Origin of the sequence: Nocardioides sp., from assembly GCF_035481145.1 — a bacterium.
In the GTDB taxonomy this organism is placed as follows: Bacteria; Actinomycetota; Actinomycetes; order Propionibacteriales; family Nocardioidaceae; genus Nocardioides.
The window spans coordinates 12,394-28,477 of record NZ_DATIHB010000109.1 but is presented as its reverse complement, the minus strand read 5'-3'; the positions used below and the strand labels follow the sequence as shown (position 1 = coordinate 28,477).

Sequence of the window (16,084 nt, the reverse complement as noted above, 5' to 3'; positions counted from 1 at the left end):
TCCGGGGACGTCGGCGGGCCTACCCTGCCTGCGCTCGTTCCTCGCTCCGGCCTGCCGGACCCACCACCGCTCCGCCGACCTCCCCGGCACGGCCCCCTCAGGCAGCGCCAGGCACCCCGGGCGGGGGAGTTATGCACACTGTGGATAACTGCTGTGGATAACTTACAGGCGTGTGATTCCGCAGGTCAGCATCAGAAAATGCCGAACGCCCCGTCCGTCGGACGGGGCGTGCGGCGCTGGATGCGGAGGAGCGTCACTCCCACTTGGTGGCGTAGGTGAAGCCCACGGCCATGAAGCCGATGCCGACCATCAGGTTGAACTGCTGGAGGTCGGAGAGGAGCCAGACGGCGCCGTCGGAGCCCGGGGCACGGTTGGCGAAGACGTAGAAGGTGCAGATCCACGCCAGACCGATGAGGAAGCAGCCGAGCATGCCGATGACCGGGCCTCGGCCACGGCCCAGCGGGGTCTTCGGGTGGGCGGCGACGACGAGACCGAGGAAGACGAGGCCGAAGCCGATCACCCAGTTCCAGTTGTCGAGCTTCCCGGTGCCGGGGATGAGCGGCTTGGGCTCGCTCTTGTCCTTGGCGGTCGGCTGCCAGCCGTAGACGTCGTGCAGGTGGATCGTCCACAGGACGACGGCGGCGATGCCGGCCGCGATCAGGAGCAGCGACAGGAGGAAGCGCACCGAGAAGATCGGGCCCCTGAGCGGGTCCAGGCCCGTCGGAGCCGTTGCGGTGGCCTTGCTCTTCGACACGTGTCCTCCATAGGTAGGTGGCCGCGCAGGTTGCGCGCGACCCGGCTAGCGTAGTGGGCATGACCACCTCGCGCCTGAAGCCCCGCCCCTGGGCCGTCGTGACGCCGGTGGTCTTCCTCCTCGCCGGCGGCCTCTTCGCGGTCAGCGCAGCGAACAGCGAGGGCACCGACCTGCGCCCCGGCCGCACCACCGACCTGGCCGGACTCGTCCAGGTCGAGAACCGTCACCTGCGCGAGCTCCGGGCCGAGAGCCGGGAGCTGACCCGCGAGGTCGACGCACTCAGCGCGAGCCGCAAGGACCTGGGTTCCAGCCAGGCCCAGGAGACCGTACGCCGCCTGCGCGACGTCGCCGGCCTCAAGCGGGTGACCGGTGAGGGCGTCACGGTCACGCTCTCCGATGCCCCGCGCGACGTGCGCGAGACCAGCGACCAGGACATCAACACGCTCGTCGTGCACCAGCAGGACATCCAGGCGGTCGTCAACGCGATGTGGGCGGCGGGTGCCGAGGCGGTGACGATCCAGGGGCAGCGCGTCGTGTCGACCACCGGCATCCAGTGCGCGGGCAGCACCGTCCAGGTCAACGGCCTCTACTTCCCGCAGCCCTACGAGATCACCGCGATCGGCGACGCCGATGCAATCGAGCAGCGGATCACCGACGACGGCTACCTCCAGGTCTACCGCTCCCAGGCGGAGGAGCCGGACATCGCGATCGGGTGGGACCTCGAGCGTGGCTACGACCTCGTCGCCCGTCCCTACACCGGCCCGATCCGCGCGGAGTACGCCAAGCCGGTGGGCTGAGCGCGCCACGCGGCACAGCTCGACCGGCCACAAGGCACGGCTCGGCGCGGTCAAGGCAGCGGGAGGATCCCGCCATTCGTGGTGTTCGGGTCCGGCGTGACCGAGGGGTCGGTGGTGGCACTCGTCGTGGGCGTCGGGGTCGGTGACGGGGCGACGTACGTCGAGACCTGAATGGTCACCGGTTCGCCGGAGTCGGCCTCGGTGCCGGGGCGGGGGAACTGGTTGACGACGGTGCCCTTCGGCTTGGTCGTGGTGCCCTCGGGTGCCGGCTCCACGGTGCAGGTGAAGCCGCGCTCCCGGATCGCGTCGCAGGCGCGTCCCTGCTGCATGCCCTTCACGTCCGGAATCCGCTCGCGGCCGTCGGAGAGGAAGAGCGTGACCGTGCGCCCCTCGACGACGGTCTGGCCGCCCACGGGGTCCTGGTCGACGACCTGGTCCTTGGCCTCGTCGGACTGGCGGGTCTTGGTGGCGACCTCGAAGCCCGCGGCCTCCAGGGTCCGCCGCGCGTCAGCGACCGGCTGGTCGGTCACATCGGGAACAGTCGCGGTCGGCGGACCGGCCGAGACCACGAGGTTCACGGTGGCACCGAGGTCCCACAGCGTGCCGCCGGTCGGGTCCTGGGAGACCACCCGGCCCTTGGCCACGGTCCGGCTGGCCTCCGTGGTCACCGCAGGCTCGAAGCCCTCGGCACGGAGGGTGCGTTCGGCGGCGGCCTGCATCAGGCGCACCACGCCCGGCACCTCGGCCTGCTTCGGGGCGTCCTCCTTCATCAGCTGGGGGAGGCCCCACGCGATGAGGAAGGCGAGCAGGACGACGAGCAGGCCCCACAACCACCACGCACCGCGACGGCGGGGCTCCTCCTCGGGGACCACGGGCAGCCCGACGGCGGTGTGGCTTCCGGTCGTGCCGGCGTACGCCGCGGGGGCGGCCGCGACGACCGCCGTCGGCGCAGCAGCCGCGACCGGCGGAGCCTGGACGGCGTGGCCGGCCAGGTAGCGCTCGATGTCGGCGCGCATGGCGGCCGCCGACTGGTAGCGCTCCTCGACGCGCTTGGTGAGCGCCTTCATGACGATGGCGTCGAGCTCCGGCGGCACGTCGGGATCGAAGGCCGACGCCGGCTGGGCCGGCTCGCGGACGTGCTGGTAGGCGACGGCGACGGGGGAGTCGCCGACGAAGGGCGGGCGACCGGTGAGGAGCTCGTAGAGCAGGCAGCCGGTCGAGTAGACGTCGGAGCGGGAGTCGACCGTCTCACCGCGGGCCTGCTCGGGGGAGAGGTACTGCGCGGTGCCGACGACCGCCGCGGTCTGGGTCATCGTCGAGGAGGCGTCGGAGATGGCGCGCGCGATGCCGAAGTCCATGACCTTCACGTCGCCCGACGGCGTGAGCATCACGTTGGCCGGCTTGATGTCGCGGTGGATGATGCCGGCGCGGTGGCTGTAGTCGAGCGCGGAGAGCACGCCCGAGGTGATCTCGAGTGCCCGTTCGGGCAGGATCTTGCGGCCCTCGCGGAGGATGTCGCGCAGCGTCCGCCCGGCGACGTACTCCATGACGATGTAGGGCTGCGGCACGCCGTCGGAGCCGGGCTCCTCGCCGGTGTCGTAGACGGCGACGATCGCCGGGTGGTTCAGCGATGCCGACGACTGCGCCTCGCGGCGGAACCGGTGCTGGAACGTCGCGTCGCTCGCCAGGTCGGTGCGGAGGCGCTTCACCGCGACGACCCGGCCGAGGCGCGTGTCGGTGCCCTTGCGGACCTCCGCCATGCCGCCGCGTCCGAGCAGCTCGCCGAGCTCGTAGCGCCCGCCGACGACTCCTGCCTGGTTGGTCATCTCTACTGTGCCTCCGGGAGAAGGGCCGTGCTGGTGCTGGCAGTCGGCGACGGCGTCTGCGACGGCACGGTCGACGCGGTGTCGCTCGGGGTGGCGCTGGGAGTGTCGCTGGGCGTCGCGCTCGGCGTCGGAGCCGGGCCCCAGTAGCGCACGGTGACGGTGGTGCCGGTCTCGAGCGGACCGGTCGGGGAGCAGTCGAGGACCTGGCCCTCGGTCTCCTCGCCGGGGTTGTCGACGGGCTCGCGCGCGGCGACCAGGTCGCGCCGGTTGATCGAGTCGACCACGTCGTCGACGTCGCCCTCACAGACGGACGACGGCAGGCTCACCGTTGTCTCGCTCGGCGAGGGGGTGGCGGAGGTGACCGTCGGGGTGACGCTCGGCGTCGGCTCGGTTCCGTCGTCGGCTGCCCGCCACAGCAGCCAGGCGGCGAGGACGAGGAGTGCCCCGAGGAGGATCGCGAGCAGCCACGCGAGGCCGCCGCCAGACCTGGTGTCGGCACGCTCGTCCGGCGTGCCGGGGACGGCCGCGCGCTGGACGCTGGTCGCGGGCAGCACCGCTGTCTCGGGCCCCGGCGGTGCCACGGGTACGCCGAGGGCGGACGCGACCGGAACCGTGGCGGGCGCTGCCGCTGCGGGGTTGCGGAGCGCGGCTGCGAGCGCCGCACCGTCGCGGTAGCGCTCCTTGGGGTCCTTCGCGAGGCAGCGGCGGACCACCGCGGCGAGGGCGGCGGGGACGCTCGGCGGCAGGTCAGGGATGGGCTGCCGGATGTGGGCGAGAGCGGTGGCGACGGGCGAGTCGGCGTCGAAGGGCCGCTCGCCGGCCAGGCACTCGAAGAGCACGACACCGAGCGAGTAGACATCGCTGGCGGCGGTCGCGGTGCCGCCCTCGGCCTGCTCGGGGGAGAGGTACTGCGGGGTGCCCATCACCTGGCCGGTGCGGGTGAGGGCCACCGCGTCACCGGCGCGCGCGATGCCGAAGTCGGTGACCTTGACCCGGCGATCGGGGGTGACCAGGAGGTTGGCGGGCTTGATGTCGCGGTGGACGATCTTCGCGGCATGCGCGGCGGCGAGTGCATCCGCGACCTGCACCGCGAGCGCGGTCGCGGGCTCGGCCGGCATCCCCTTGCCCTTGCGGAGCAGGGCAGAGAGCGGCTGGCCCTCGACCAGCTCCATCACGAGGTACGGCGGGTTGCCCTGCGCGGAGCTGCTGCCGAAGTCGAAGACCGCGGCGATGCCGGGATGGTGCAGGGAGGCGGCGTGTCGGGCCTCGGTCTCGAACCGCGAGCGGAACTCGGGGTCGTCGGAGAGCTCGGCCTTCAGCAGCTTCACGGCGACCGGCCGGTGCAGCACCGTGTCGGTCGCACGCCACACCTCACCCATGCCTCCGGTGGCGATGCGCTCGAGCAGCTCGTAACGCTCCAGGTCGTCGGCGTACCTCGTCACTGGCCGATCACCGCCTCCATGACCGCCTTGGCGATCGGGCCGGCGAGGCCGCCGCCGGAGATCTCGTCGTTGGAGCGCTGGCTGTTCTGGATCATCACCGCGACCGCGACCTGGGGGTCGTCGGCCGGGGCGAAGGAGGTGAACCAGGCGTAGTTGGAGATGTCGTCGCGCCCGGTCTGCGCGGTGCCGGTCTTGGCGGCGACCCGGATGCCAGGGATCGCGGCGCTTCCGGCGGTGCCCTGCTCGACGACGCCGACCATCATGTCGGTCAGCTGCCGCGCCGTCGCCGCGCTGATCGCGCGCCGGTAGGTCGTCGGGTCGGTCTTGTCGAGGGAGTCGAAGTTCGGGGACCGGAGCTCGTCGACGAGGTGGGGCGTCATCAGCACGCCGCTGTTGGCGATGCCGGCGGCGACCATCGCCATCTGGAGCGGCGTCGCGCGTACGTCGGACTGGCCGAAGCCGGAGAGGCCGGTCTGGGGCTGGTCGAGGGTGGGGTAGACGCTCTCGACCTGGCCGCCGAGGTCGGTGAGCGCAGTGTCGTTGAAGCCGAAGGCCTCGGCCATCTTCTTCATCTTCTCGTTGCCGAGCTCGACGGCGATCTTGGCGAAGGTGGTGTTGCACGACCACTCGAGGGCGTACTTCAGCGTGATCCGCTCGGGGTTGCAGGCGCGGCCCGTGGAGTTGTGGACGACCGACGAGCTCTGCGGCAGCTGGTAGCCGGCGCCCGCGGGCACCATCGACTCGGCGTCGTAGAGGCCGTTCTCGATCGCGGCCGCCGCCGTGACCAGCTTGAACGTCGAGCCCGGGGGCAGGGTCGTGCGGATCGCGCGGTTGAGCTTGGGCTGGTCCTTGCGGTCCTCGAGCTGCCGGTCGGCGGCGGACACCTTCGACAGGTCGTGCGAGGCGAGCCGGTTGGGGTCGTAGGACGGCAGCGAGACCATCGCCAGGATCCGGCCGGTCGCCGGCTCGATCGCCACGACCGAGCCCTGGATGCCGTCGCCGAGCGCCTGCAGCCCGTCGTACGCCGCGCGCTGGGCTGCCGCATCGAGGGTGAGCTCGACGCTGCCGCCCTTGGGCTCGCCGCTGCTGAGGAGGTCGGCCAGGCGGGGGATGAAGAGCTGCTCGTCGTCGCCCGAGAGGATGGAGTTCTTCGAGCGCTCGATGCCCGACTGCGAGAAGAACGAGAACCAGCCGGTCTCGTGGGCGTAGAGCGGGCCCTGCGGGTAACGGCGCTGCCACTTGTAGCGGTCGTCGGACTTCACCGAGCGTGCGACCGGCTCACCGTCGACGAGGATCGCGCCGCGCTCGCGCGCGAACGAGGCCTCGATGACGCGCCGGTTGAGCGAGCTCTCCGAGAGCGAGTCGGCCTTGAAGTACTGCAGGTACGTCGCGTTGCCGAGCAGGACGAGGAAGAGCAGCCCGCAGAAGAGCGACAGGGTGCGGATGGGCTTGTTCATCGGGGCCCCCGACTTCCGGGGAGCGCAGCGAGGCGGATGGTGGGGTGATTCAAGGTCGAACCGCCTTGACGATCTGGGTGGTCTCGACCTCGGACGGCTCCTCGAAGGAGAGGTCCGGGATCGGGCGACGGGCCTGGTCGGAGATGCGCAGCACCAGGGCGATGATCACCCAGTTGGCCACGAGGCTCGAGCCGCCGTACGACAGGAACGGGGTGGTCAGGCCGGTGAGCGGGATCAGGTCGGTCACGCCGCCGATGACGACGAAGACCTGGATCGCGAAGATCACCGCGAGACCGCAGGCGACGAGCTTGCCGAAGCCGTCGCGGCAGACGAGGGCGGCGCGGAGGCCGCGCTCGACGATGAGGCCGTACATGAGGACGACCGCCATGACGCCGGTCAGGCCGAGCTCCTCGCCGATCGCGCCGACGATGAAGTCGGACTCGGCGTAGGGGATCAGCTCGGGTCGGCCGTTGCCGAAGCCCTGGCCGAGAAGGCCGCCCCACGCCATGCCGAACATGGAGAGTCCGACCTGCTGGGACCCGGTGTCCCAGGCGCCGAAGGGGTCGAGCCAGGAGTCGACGCGGCCCTGGACGTGCGGGGTGACGAGGTAGGCGCCGATGGCGCCGACGACGAAGAGGACCCCGCCGACGAAGAGCCAGCCCCCGCGCTCGGTGGCGACGTAGAGCATCGTCAGGAAGAGGCCGAAGAAGAGGAGCGAGGAGCCCAGGTCACGCTGGAAGACCAGGATGCCCATGCCGATCAGCCACATGCCGAGGATCGGGCCCAGGTCGCGGCCGCGCGGCAGGTCGATGAAGAGGAAGCGGCGGCCGGCGAGGGCGAGGGCGTCACGGTGCACGACCAGGTAGCCGGCGAGGGCGATGACGAGGAGCACCTTGGCGATCTCGCCGGGCTGCATCCCGACCGGACCGAGGTCGATCCAGATCCGGGCTCCGTTGACCTCGTTGCCGATGATCGGGAGCATCGGGAGGATCAGCAGCACGATGGCGGCGAGGCCGGTCGTGTAGGTGTAGCGCTGCAGGACCCGGTGGTCGCGCAGCACGACCAGCGTGCCGATGAAGAGGGCGACGCCGATCGTCATCCAGACCAGCTGGTCGTTGGCGAAGACGTGGGGGACCCGCTCGGTGCCCTTGACCGACTCGATCTCGGCCAGGTCGAGGCGCCGGATCACGGCGAGCCCGAGGCCGTTGAGCGCGGCGACGACCGGCAGCAGCACGGGATCGGCGTACGGCGCGGTGATGCGGACGGCGACGTGGCAGGCGACGATCAGGACGACGAGCCAGCCGCCGTAGCCGACGATGTTGGTCGGGACGCTGCCGTCGACGCCGATGCCGACCGCGGCATACCCGCCGATCCCCACCGCGAGCGCGAGGATCAGCAGGAAGAGCTCCGCACCGCGGCGGCGGCGGTGGACGAAGCCGAGGAAGCCGGGTTGGCTGTTGGCAGTCCGCATCACTCGCCTCCCTGCTCGGCAGCGAGGTTCTCGATCGTGGTGCGGGCGTCGGCGAGCGAGCTTGCCTCGATGCCGTTCTCCACCGTGCCGCGGACGTAGTCGCTCAGCGTGGCGACCGCGAGGTCCGACTGCTCGTACGGCGTGCCGAGGTCGAACCCGAGGAGCTGTGTGTCGATGCCGCGGAAGACCGTCACCGCGCCGTCATGGACGCCGACGTAGTACTGCTTCTGGATCCAGACGTAGGCGCCGGCCAGCACCATCCACAGGAGGCCGAGGACGACGGCGGCAGCGCTGAGCCGCTTGAGCCACACGAAGCGTCGCGGCGGCCGGGGCGCGTAGCGCAGCTCCTCGGCGTGGTCGATCGGATCGGAGGCGATCGCGCCGGCCGGGAGCGGGTCGGTGGCGGGCACCGGCTCGAGCTCACCGGTGTCGCCGGAGCGGTGGCCGCGGAAGAGGCTGCTGCTGCTCGCCAGGCCCGTACGCCGGCGGGGCAGGTCGGAGGCGGCTCCGACCAGGAGGGGCGTGGTGTCGACGGGCTCGCGGTCGCCCTCGGGGACGACGTCGGCCACGACGCAGGTCACGTTGTCGCTGCTGCCCGCCTCGAGGCTGGCGCGGACCAGCTCGACGACGGCGAAGTCGGGGGTGGCGGTGCCGAGGATGTCGGCGATCCGGTGGTCGTCGAGGACTCCGCACGCACCGTCGCTGCAGAGCAGGAGGCGGTCGCCGGCGCGCAGCGGCTCGGTGAAGAGGTCGGGCTCGGTCTCGTGGACGCCGTCGAGCGCCTGAAGGATCAGGTTGCGGTGCGGGTGCACGCGCGCCTCGTCCTCCGAGATCCGGCCCTCGTCGATGAGCGACTGGACGAACGTGTGGTCCTTGGTCAGCCGGGTCAGGTCACCGTCGCGCAGCAGGTAGGCGCGGGTGTCGCCGACGTGGCCGATGGCGATCTTGTGGCCGTCGAAGAGGGCCAGCGTCGCGGTCGTGCTGGTGCCGTTGAGAGCGGGGTCGTGGTCGACCAGCTCGCCGATGCGGTCGTGGGCACGGTGCAGCGCACCCGCCACGAGGGCCACCGGGTCGCCGCCCGGCTCCTCGTCGAGCCGACGCAGCTGCTGGACCGCTGTGCTCGAGGCGATGTCGCCGCGCGCAGCGCCGCCGACGCCGTCGCAGACCGCGAGGAGCCACGGTCCTGCATAGCCGGAGTCCTGGTTGTCGCGTCGGACCCGGCCGACATCGGAGAGGGCGGCGAACCGGAGCCGTAGCGGCGCCTCCTCGACGGGGACGACCGGCACGTCGTCAGCGGTGTCCTCCTGCTCGGCGTCCTCCGCCGCGGTCGGGACCTGCTGGTCGGCCGGGACGTCTGGGGTCTCGGGCACCGCCGTCACTTCCTCAGCTCGAGGATGGTCTTGCCGATCCGGACCTTGGTGCCGATCGCGATCGCGGTGGGCTGGCTGATCCGCGAGGCGCCGACGTAGGTGCCGTTGGTGGAGCCGAGGTCCTCGACGAACCACTGGTCGCCGGAGGAGGCGATGCGCGCGTGGCGGGTGGAGACGTAGTCGTCGTCGAGCCGGATCGCGGCGTCGGGCCCGCGCCCGATCAGGATCGGCGCCTGGTCGAGGTCTGCCCGCTCGCCCTGGTTGCCGCCCTCGACGACCGCGACGTGGGTCGGCGCGCCGCGGCGCTTGGGCGCTGCCTTCGCGGGCGCCTTCGCCTTGGTCTTCGCGGCCTTCGGTGCCTGCTGGCCCGCGGACAGGCGTGCCCCGAACATGTCGGTGCGGATCACGGAGATCGCGGAGAGCACGAAGATCCAGAGCACCGCGAGGTAGGCGATGCGGATCAGGAAGAGGGTCAGCTCAGACATTGGCATCCTGACTGTCGGTCACCCTGTGCACGGTCATGGTGGTGTTGCCCAGCCGCACGACGGAGCCGTCGTACAACGTGGCGCTCTGGGCCGGGTTGCCGTCGATCAGGACGCCGTTGGTGGAGCCGAGGTCCTGGACGGTCAGGCGCTCGCCCTCGAGGCGGAAGCGGGCGTGCTGACGGCTGATGCCGGGGTCGTTGATCTGCAGGTCGGTCTCGGTGCCACGGCCGACGACGAGACCCGGTGCGTTGATCGGGTTGCGCGCGCCGTTGACCTCGACGAACCAGCGCGCCCGGGCGACCTGCGTGTCGGAGGCGTGGGTGGTCACCTTCGCCTGGGCGGCGCTGCGCACGCGGAAGCGGCCCGTGCTGAGGTCGGCGGCCTCGTCGAAGTCGATGTGGACCGGCCCGGGGAAGACGTAGCTCTGGTGCTCGGCGTGCTCGCGGAGGCTCTCGGTGAGCTCGCTGGCCAGCGTCGAGTCGTACGGCGCGAGGCGCTCGAGGTCGGTGTGGCTGAGCTCGACGTGGAACGAGTTGGGCACGAGGCGGCGGTCGCGGCTGAGCACCTGCGCGTTGTTGTCGACCTCACGCTGCAGGGCAGCGGAGATCTCGACGGGCTGGACCGCGCTGCGGAAGACGCGCGCGAAGGCGCCCGCCACCATCTGCTCGAGGCGGTCCTCGAAGCGCTGCAGGCCGCTCATCGGCACCTCCTCGTCTCCGCACTGCCAGTGGATTGCCCAGGTGGGCTGTCGCGATCGTATCGGCCAGCGCCATCGATGGCCGGGGACTCACCCAGTGGACGGCGAGCCGAAGCGTCCTCCGGGCCTGGCCCCGGTTTGGGAGAAGAGTGGCGGCTGGGATAACGTTCTGCCTGCTTCACGCGCGAGTGGCGGAACGGCAGACGCGCTGGCTTCAGGTGCCAGTGTCCGAAAGGGCGTGGGGGTTCAAATCCCCCCTCGCGCACGCGAATGCAGAAGGGCCCCGGTCATCGACCGGGGCCCTTCGTCGTTCCCGCGTACGCCGCGGCGCAGTCAGACGTGCTTCAGGCGCACACCGGTGCGGTTGAGCACCTCCGAGAGCCGCTGGTAGGCGGAGTAGGTCGCCTCGTCGCCGTAGCTCAGGATGCCGAGGGCAGCGACCCGGTTGGTGCCCGGGATCCGCCGGAAGAGCGGCGAGCCCGAGTCGCCGTGCTGCGACAGGATGTCCGTGACGATGATGCCGTTGGCCCGCACGCGCTTCACGTGCCCGCAGCGGGTGCCGCTGACGCGGCCTGTGGTGCAGACCCAGGTGCCGACCATCGGCTTGCCCAGCCGGGCGACGTACTTCACCGTGCTCCGGTCGACGACGGTCGGGCCCAGGGCGCGGGTGCCGCTGCTGCGGACGATCGACCAGTCGTCGCCGGTGGCGTCCTTGCGGAAGACCCGTCGGCTGGTGACGCCGATCTTGCGCCACTCCTTCTCGGTGAGCCAGACGGTGCCCTTCGCGCCGCAGTGGCCGGCGGTGATCAGCACGGCACGGCCGTCGGTGTCGCGGCCGTGGAAGCCGTCGGTGCAGGCGACCGCTGTCGTGGCGCTGGTCTGGCGGACGATGCCCCAGCCGCCGTGGAACGACGTGAGTGACTGGGCGGGTGCGGTCGCGACCAGCGTGGAGCCGGCGAGCGCGGCCAGGGCGAGTGCGGTGACCGAGCGGCGTGCGGGGCGGCGCGCGGGGCGTTGGCGACCGGCCGGACGAGGCCGTGCGGAGAGGTGGAACACGATGACTCCCGAGATGAGTCGAAGGACGTGGACACCTGAGGTTACCGATCTCGGGTGCCCTGTCGAGGGCACCCTCCAGCCCGCTCCGGCGACGCGCGGGGCGGTCCTAGACTCACCGCATGCCACACGACGAGCTCACGCCGTACCTCCGTGACCGCTGGAGCCCGCGGGTCTTCGACCCCACGCACGAGCTCGCCGACGACGAGCTCCGCCTGCTCCTCCAGGCAGCCCGCTGGTCGCCGAGTGCCGGCAACACCCAGCGGTGGGCGTTCCTCGTCGGGCGCCGCGGCGACGCGACGTTCACCACGATCCAGGAGCAGCTCTCGAAGGGCAACGCGGGCTGGGTCGCCAACGTGAGCGCGGTCGTCGTGGTCTGCTTCCAGACCGGCGCGGCGCCCGAGGACCAGGAGACGCCGTACCTCGACCTCGCGGAGTACGACGCCGGCCAGACCGCCGCGCACCTCACCGTGCAGGCGGCCTCGATGGGGCTGCACGTGCACCAGTTCGCGGGCTTCGACCACGAGGGCGTGGCCGCGGCGTTCGGCGTCCCGGACCACTGGCGCGTCGCCACCGGTGTCGCGATCGGCCGCGTGGGCGACCCCGCCACGAGCGAGGTCCACGAGAAGAAGCGGTCCGAACGGAAGCCGCTCGAGGAGATCGCGTACGCCGGCAGCTGGGGCACGCCCTTCGCGTGAGGGAGCGGTGGTCGCCGTGCGTGGAACCGCCGTGCTTGGATGACCGCCATGTCCCGCCTGGCCGCCAGCCGCCGCGGCGCGATCCTCATGGTCCTCGCGCTCCTGCTGCTCATCACCCTGCCCGCCCTGTGGAGCGGGTGGAGCGCGTGGCGCCTGGACCGCGCCGGCGTGACGACCGAGGCGACCGTGACGAGCACGTCGGCGGTGCCGAAGGCGAAGCCTGACCGGTTCTTCGTGCGCTACTACCTGCCCGAGGACGCCGACCCGCGCCGTGGGGTCTACATCGCGCGCGTCACCCGGGAGGCCTTCGAGCGGGCGCAGGTCGAAGAGTCGATCGAGGCGACCTACCTCGACGGCAAGCCGGGCGTGAACCGCGTCGAGGGGCAGGTCGCCAACCGGTTCGTCCTCTGGCTCACCCTCATCGGCGACCTCGCGCTGCTGGCGATGCTGGCGCTCGCGCTGAAGTTCCGGCCGTCCCGCGACAAGCCGCTCGTGCTTCTCGCCACCGCCGACGTGACGCGCGCCCGGCCCGGCTTCGCGGTCGAGCAGGACGGCATCGAGCACGTGGTCCGCGGCGACGTCGTGAAGATCGGCGAGGGCGAGCTCGTGGTGCACGTCGGCGAGGGCCGCGAGGTGCGGGTCGTGCTGGGGGAGTACCGCAACCCGGTCGGCTACCAGCAGCCCGCCGAGGTGCGCGGGCGCCGGCTCGACCTCTGACGGGCCCGTCGGAGCTCACCAGACGACGCGGGACTGCTCACGCCAGAGCTCGAGGCCGTCGTCCGCGGCGACGGGCGCGCGGTTCCAGAGCCTGAGGTAGAGGTCGACGGCGGAGCCGGTGACCTGCACGTCGGCGGTGTCGAGTGATGCGTCGTCGCGCGCGTGGACGGCGGTCACCGCCGGCTCCTCCGTGACCCGGACCAGCCAGGCCCGATCGCCCTCGCTGGGGCGGACGGCGAACGTCACGGGGACGGGTGAGCGGAGGGTCGACTTCGAGCGTGGGAGGAAGCCGCAGAGCAGCTCGTCGATCCCGTCGAGGGCCAGGTCGGTGCCGATCCAGGTGGCGCCGGGGTCGGGCGCGGAGCCGAACGCCGCGGCCATCGCGTCGACCGCGTGGATCGTCGTCTCGTGGCACTGGCGGCGGGCCCAGAACGCGCGTGGGGCAGGCGCGTCCTTGAGGAAGACGGGCGCCGCCACGGTCTCCGGGGCGCGGGTGAGGGCGCCGGCCAGGTTAACGGCGCCATCGCGGAGCCACTCGACCGGGTCCAGGCTGGAGCGTCCCTGGCGCTCGAGATCGTCGGGTTCGGTCGCCTGACCGGTCAGCAGGCCGGCCGCCCACCGGTGGACCATCCCCTGGTGCGCGATCAGGGCGCGGACGTCCCACTCCGGACACGTCGGTACGCCGGCGCGCAGGCCGGCCCGGTCGGCGTACCGCGTGAAGGCGATCAGCGCCTCGCGGAGTCCGTCGAGGTGGTCGGCGAAGGGGAGCGTCGTCGGCATGGGACCAGCGTGGCAGGAGGGCAGAACGGTGTCGCCGGACTTTCCGGCACGTGGCGGCGATCACACGGTTACCGCGACGCCATGTCATTGACACCGGCCGTTTACAAATGCGAACTTGGTGTCAAGCCTTTACAAGGGGCGTCCCTTTGTAAAGAGAGACACGAGGAGGCTCGAGATGGCGGCTGTCGCCGGCACCGTCCCTGAGGGGACGACGGAGATCTGGAAGGACAAGAAGCGGTACCTGTGGCTGTGGGGCCTGATGGTTCCCGGGCTGGGTCTCGGCTTCGGCGTCGCGTACATCGCGACCGGTGGCTGGTGGGGCTTCGCCCTGGTCGGCCCGTTCCTGATCAACCTCTTCATCCCGCTGCTCGACCTGTTCTTCGGCCGGGACAACAGCAACCCGCCGGACGAGATCATCGAGGCGCTCGAGAACGACAAGTACTACCGCTACGTCGTCATGGCCTTCGTGCCGCTGATGTTCGTGACGCTCTTCCTCGGCTACGCCCTGATCGCGGGCATCAACCCGGTCGAGGCGATCCTCAGCGGCGTCGGAGCCGGTGACTGGGGACGTGAGCACCTCAGTGCCAACCTGATGGCTCCCGAGATCCCGATCAGCCTGTGGGAGCAGTGCCTGTGGGCGCTCTCCGTCGCCGGCGTCGTGGGCATCGGCATCAACACCGCCCACGAGCTGGGCCACAAGAAGGAGTCGGTCGAGCGCTGGCTCGCGAAGATCACGCTCGCTCCGACGTTCTACGGCCACTTCTACATCGAGCACAACCGCGGCCACCACGTCCGCGTCGCGACGCCGGAGGACCCCGCCTCGTCCCGCATGGGCGAGAACCTCTACCAGTTCCTGCCGCGCACCGTCTGGGGCTCGCTGAAGAGCTCGTGGGAGGTCGAGGCCAAGCGCTACAAGCGCAAGGGCACGCACCCCTTCCACCTCGACAACGACGTCCTCAACGCCTGGGCCATGTCGGTCGTCCTGTACGCCGTGGTGATCGCGGTCTACGGCTGGAAGGTCGCGCCGTTCATCCCGATCACGGTCGTGTTCGGCTTCTGCCTCCTCGAGGTCGTCAACTACCTCGAGCACTACGGCCTCAAGCGCCAGAAGGTCGGCCCGGAGGGCAAGCAGCGCTACGAGCGCGTGCTGCCCGAGCACAGCTGGAACAGCAACAACATCGTCACCAACATCTTCCTCTACCACCTCCAGCGCCACTCGGACCACCACGCGAACCCGACCCGTCGCTACCAGGCCTTGCGTGACTTCAAGGAGTCCCCGGCCCTGCCGACCGGCTACGCCGGCATGATCAACCTCGCGCTGATCCCGCCGCTGTGGCGCAAGGTCATGGACAAGCGGGTCCTCGAGCACCTCGACGGTGACATCACGCTGGCCAACATCAAGCCGGGCAAGGAAGCGACGTACTTCGCCAAGTTCCCGCCGCCGGCCGAGCACGTGCAGCACGAGGACGCCTTCGCGCAGGACCAGTCCGGTGAGGTCCTCGCCGCGAAGTGCCCCGGCTGTGAATACACCTATGTGGTCGAGGCCGGTGACGAGCACCAGGGCTTCGCCGCGGGCACCGCGTGGGCTGACATCCCGGCGGACTGGTTCTGCCCCGACTGCGGCGTGCGTGAAAAGATCGACTTCGTGCCCGTCGACCCCGAGACCCTGAAGGTTGTGAGCTGATGAGGATCGTCGTCGACCGGGACAAGTGCGAGGGGCTCGGCATGTGCGAGTCGATGGCGCACGACTACTTCGAGGTGGATGACGACGACCAGGTGATCATCCACGACGAGAACCCGCCGGAGGAGGACCGCAAGATGGTCCTCGCCGCGGTCAACTCCTGCCCGGTGCTCGCGCTCTCGCTCGAAGGCTGACGTGAGCATCGATCTCGGGGCGTCGGCGCTCGGCGAGGTGGTCACCCTGCGTGACCGCCTCGTCGACGCTGCGACCGCGCTGACGACGACCGACGGCTGGTCGAGCGTCACGATGGCGCGGCTCGCGGAGGCCGTGGGCGTCAGCCGCCAGACGGTCTACAACGAGATCGGCACCAAGCCCGCGCTCGCGGAGGCGATGATCCTCCGCGAGCTCGCGCGCTTCCTCGAGTCCGTCGACCGGGCCTTCATGGCCCACCCCCGCGACCTGTACGCCGCCCTGGGCGCCGCGGTCACCGGCGTCCTCGAGTTCGCCGAGGGCAACGAGCTGCTCAAGGCGATCGTCTCTGCCACCCACGGTGCTGACACCGAGCTGCTGCCGCTGCTCACCTCGCACTCCGAGACGCTGCTCGAGACCGCGACGGTGGTCGTCGGCGAGCACCTCGCGGCGTACGAGATGGGCATCGAGCCGGAGCGCCTGCACGGCATCATCGAGACCATCATCCGGGTCGTGCTCAGCCACGTCATGCAGTCGAGCGTGCCCCCGGCGGAGGTTGCCGACACGCTGGTCTGGATGGCGCGTCGCGTTCTGGATCACGAGCCGCCGGCCGCGGGATAGTCTCGACCACGGGAGAGTCGTCCGGGCAACCGGACCGAGTGGGGAG

General features: G+C 71.0%; 16 protein-coding genes and 1 tRNA gene. 7 read left to right on the top strand and 10 right to left on the bottom strand.

What is annotated here, in order from left to right; genetic code table 11:
* Positions 1-253: 253 nt before the first annotated feature.
* Positions 254-754 carry a cell division protein CrgA gene (locus VLF38_RS09425; protein WP_325271011.1) on the bottom strand — a complete coding sequence of 167 codons (501 nt, stop codon included), beginning with the start codon at positions 752-754 and terminating at the stop codon, positions 254-256.
* 59 nt (positions 755-813) lie between these two features.
* Here VLF38_RS09425 and VLF38_RS09420 point away from each other — a divergent pair, with 59 nt between their 5' ends.
* Entirely contained in the window at positions 814-1,551 is a 738-nt protein-coding gene (locus tag VLF38_RS09420; RefSeq protein WP_325271010.1) for a DUF881 domain-containing protein, read from the top strand.
* Positions 1,552-1,601: 50 nt separating this feature from the next.
* Here VLF38_RS09420 and pknB read toward each other — a convergent pair whose 3' ends face one another.
* From pknB to VLF38_RS09385, 7 genes are read right to left on the bottom strand one after another with little or no spacing between them, the layout of a single operon-like run.
* Positions 1,602-3,377: a Stk1 family PASTA domain-containing Ser/Thr kinase gene (gene pknB / locus VLF38_RS09415; protein WP_325271009.1), complete on the bottom strand. Its 1,776-nt coding sequence runs from the start codon at positions 3,375-3,377 to the stop codon at positions 1,602-1,604.
* 2 nt (positions 3,378-3,379) lie between these two features.
* Positions 3,380-4,819, bottom strand: coding sequence for a serine/threonine-protein kinase (locus VLF38_RS09410; RefSeq protein ID WP_325271008.1), 1,440 nt, complete (start codon positions 4,817-4,819; stop codon positions 3,380-3,382).
* The gene (locus tag VLF38_RS09405; protein WP_325271007.1) at positions 4,816-6,276 is read right to left on the bottom strand and encodes a penicillin-binding protein 2; all 1,461 of its coding nucleotides are present in this window, start codon (positions 6,274-6,276) and stop codon (positions 4,816-4,818) included. The genes VLF38_RS09410 and VLF38_RS09405 overlap by 4 nt, the downstream gene beginning before the upstream one ends.
* A gap of 49 nt (positions 6,277-6,325) precedes the next feature.
* Positions 6,326-7,747 carry an FtsW/RodA/SpoVE family cell cycle protein gene (locus VLF38_RS09400; RefSeq protein WP_325271006.1) on the bottom strand — a complete coding sequence of 474 codons (1,422 nt, stop codon included), beginning with the start codon at positions 7,745-7,747 and terminating at the stop codon, positions 6,326-6,328.
* Positions 7,747-9,117, bottom strand: a complete 1,371-nt coding sequence (locus VLF38_RS09395; RefSeq protein ID WP_325271005.1) for a PP2C family protein-serine/threonine phosphatase — start codon at positions 9,115-9,117, stop codon at positions 7,747-7,749. The genes VLF38_RS09400 and VLF38_RS09395 overlap by 1 nt, the downstream gene beginning before the upstream one ends.
* 5 nt (positions 9,118-9,122) lie before the next feature.
* Positions 9,123-9,602, bottom strand: coding sequence for an FHA domain-containing protein FhaB/FipA (locus VLF38_RS09390; RefSeq protein WP_325271004.1), 480 nt, complete (start codon positions 9,600-9,602; stop codon positions 9,123-9,125).
* The gene (locus VLF38_RS09385) at positions 9,595-10,302 is read right to left on the bottom strand and encodes a DUF3662 and FHA domain-containing protein (protein ID WP_325271003.1); all 708 of its coding nucleotides are present in this window, start codon (positions 10,300-10,302) and stop codon (positions 9,595-9,597) included. The genes VLF38_RS09390 and VLF38_RS09385 overlap by 8 nt, the downstream gene beginning before the upstream one ends.
* A 179-nt stretch (positions 10,303-10,481) precedes the next feature.
* Between VLF38_RS09385 and VLF38_RS09380 the strand changes: the two genes are divergently transcribed.
* Positions 10,482-10,564 (top strand) — tRNA-Leu (locus VLF38_RS09380).
* A 68-nt stretch (positions 10,565-10,632) separates the two neighbouring features.
* Here VLF38_RS09380 and VLF38_RS09375 read toward each other — a convergent pair.
* A complete protein-coding gene (locus tag VLF38_RS09375) occupies positions 10,633-11,355 on the bottom strand; it encodes a S1 family peptidase (RefSeq protein ID WP_325271002.1) in 723 nt (240 codons plus the stop codon).
* Positions 11,356-11,474: 119 nt separating this feature from the next.
* Here VLF38_RS09375 and VLF38_RS09370 point away from each other — a divergent pair, with 119 nt between their 5' ends.
* Positions 11,475-12,050 (top strand): nitroreductase family protein, encoded by a 576-nt coding sequence (locus VLF38_RS09370; protein ID WP_325271001.1) that lies wholly within the window; start codon positions 11,475-11,477, stop codon positions 12,048-12,050.
* 48 nt (positions 12,051-12,098) lie between these two features.
* Positions 12,099-12,767 (top strand): hypothetical protein, encoded by a 669-nt coding sequence (locus VLF38_RS09365; RefSeq protein ID WP_325271000.1) that lies wholly within the window; start codon positions 12,099-12,101, stop codon positions 12,765-12,767.
* Positions 12,768-12,782: 15 nt separating this feature from the next.
* Here the strand turns inward: VLF38_RS09365 and VLF38_RS09360 are convergent, their stop codons facing one another.
* A complete protein-coding gene (locus VLF38_RS09360; protein ID WP_325270999.1) occupies positions 12,783-13,547 on the bottom strand; it encodes a maleylpyruvate isomerase N-terminal domain-containing protein in 765 nt (254 codons plus the stop codon).
* 175 nt (positions 13,548-13,722) lie between these two features.
* On the opposite strand from VLF38_RS09360, the gene VLF38_RS09355 reads away from it, so the two are divergent.
* Genes VLF38_RS09355 through VLF38_RS09345 form a run of 3 tightly spaced genes read left to right on the top strand, consistent with a single transcriptional unit; the run spans position 13,723 to position 16,038 of the window.
* Entirely contained in the window at positions 13,723-15,231 is a 1,509-nt protein-coding gene (locus tag VLF38_RS09355) for a fatty acid desaturase (protein WP_325270998.1), read from the top strand.
* Entirely contained in the window at positions 15,231-15,422 is a 192-nt protein-coding gene (locus VLF38_RS09350) for a ferredoxin (RefSeq protein WP_325270997.1), read from the top strand. The genes VLF38_RS09355 and VLF38_RS09350 overlap by 1 nt, the downstream gene beginning before the upstream one ends.
* 1 nt (position 15,423) lies before the next feature.
* The gene (locus VLF38_RS09345; protein WP_325270996.1) at positions 15,424-16,038 is read left to right on the top strand and encodes a TetR/AcrR family transcriptional regulator; all 615 of its coding nucleotides are present in this window, start codon (positions 15,424-15,426) and stop codon (positions 16,036-16,038) included.
* Positions 16,039-16,084: the final 46 nt, after the last annotated feature.